At 38.3% G+C, this 1,117-nt stretch carries 1 pseudogene; it reads right to left on the minus strand.

Going from position 1 to position 1,117, the window contains the following annotated elements:
* Nucleotides 1–1,106: pseudogene (locus F7888_RS22260) on the minus strand (IS1182 family transposase); the annotation flags it as partial.
* Nucleotides 1,107–1,117: the final 11 nt, after the last annotated feature.

Below are 1,117 nucleotides of genomic sequence, written 5' to 3' on the forward strand. Positions count from 1 at the left end.
AGTTTTTGATGATTTTGACTCTGAGTACATTGAGATAGAAGTGGGCAATCCTTACATTGAGTAGGATTGGAGATGTACTGACGATACCCTTCTTTAGTAGTTGTTCTATATTTAAGAACTTGTACTTCTGGACATATGTAGCAATCAAAGTGCTCATCATAAACATAGTCGTGTTTTTTTAGGTAGCCTTCCTTCGTACGAGGGCCTGTATAAGGTAATGCAGGGCGAATCTCACTTTCAATTAAGTATTGGGCAATAGCAGGTGTTTTATATCCAGCGTCTTCTGCAACAGTTTCTGGTTTGCGGCAGTTTTCGGTTACCTTTTCAAGGAGAGGTTCTAACATCGTACTATCGTGAACATTACCGGGAGTTGCGATCGCTCCTAGGATAAAACCATTTTTATCAGCAGCTGCATGAAAAGAATAGGCAAATTGTTTCGTCCGTTCGTCCTTAACGTATTAGCCACTCTCTGGATCTGTGGTACTTTCTTTTGTTTCCTTGTATTCTTCTTTTTCAAATTTGTCTGGTGGAAAAGGCTTTTTACCATGTTCTTCACGGTCACTATTGATTTCGTCCTTAAGGCGAGATTCATAGGCTTTTGTTTCTTTACGAACAATCTTCTTCTCAAATTTACGCTTATTTGCGCTTGCTTTTACGTGTGTTGAATCAATGAATACGTGTTCACTACTAACAAGCTTCTTGTCTGTGGCTTCTTTCAAAATACGATAGAAAATCTTTTCAAATAAATCTGTATCCTTAAAGCGTCTCTCATAGTTTTTACCAAACGTTGAAAAGTGCGGGACCTTATCATAAAAACCAAAGCCTAGAAACCATCGATACGCCATATTGGTTTCGATTTCTTCTATAGTCTTACGCATGGAACGAATACCGAAGGTATACTGGATAAAAGCCATCTTTATTAATATAACAGGGTCAATACTCGGACGACCTCGTTCAGATGAATACATATCTTGAGCAAGTGAATAGATAAAAGAAAAATCGATAGCAGCCTCAATCTTGCGGACCAAATGGTCCGCAGGCACAAGTTGTTCTAAAGCTATCATTTCTATTTGGTCACGATTCATCTGTGTATTTTTAGTTAGCATTTCATTCACCC

The organism is Litchfieldia stipae, from assembly GCF_014837155.1.
In the GTDB taxonomy this organism is placed as follows: Bacteria; Bacillota; Bacilli; order Bacillales; family Bacillaceae_L; genus Litchfieldia.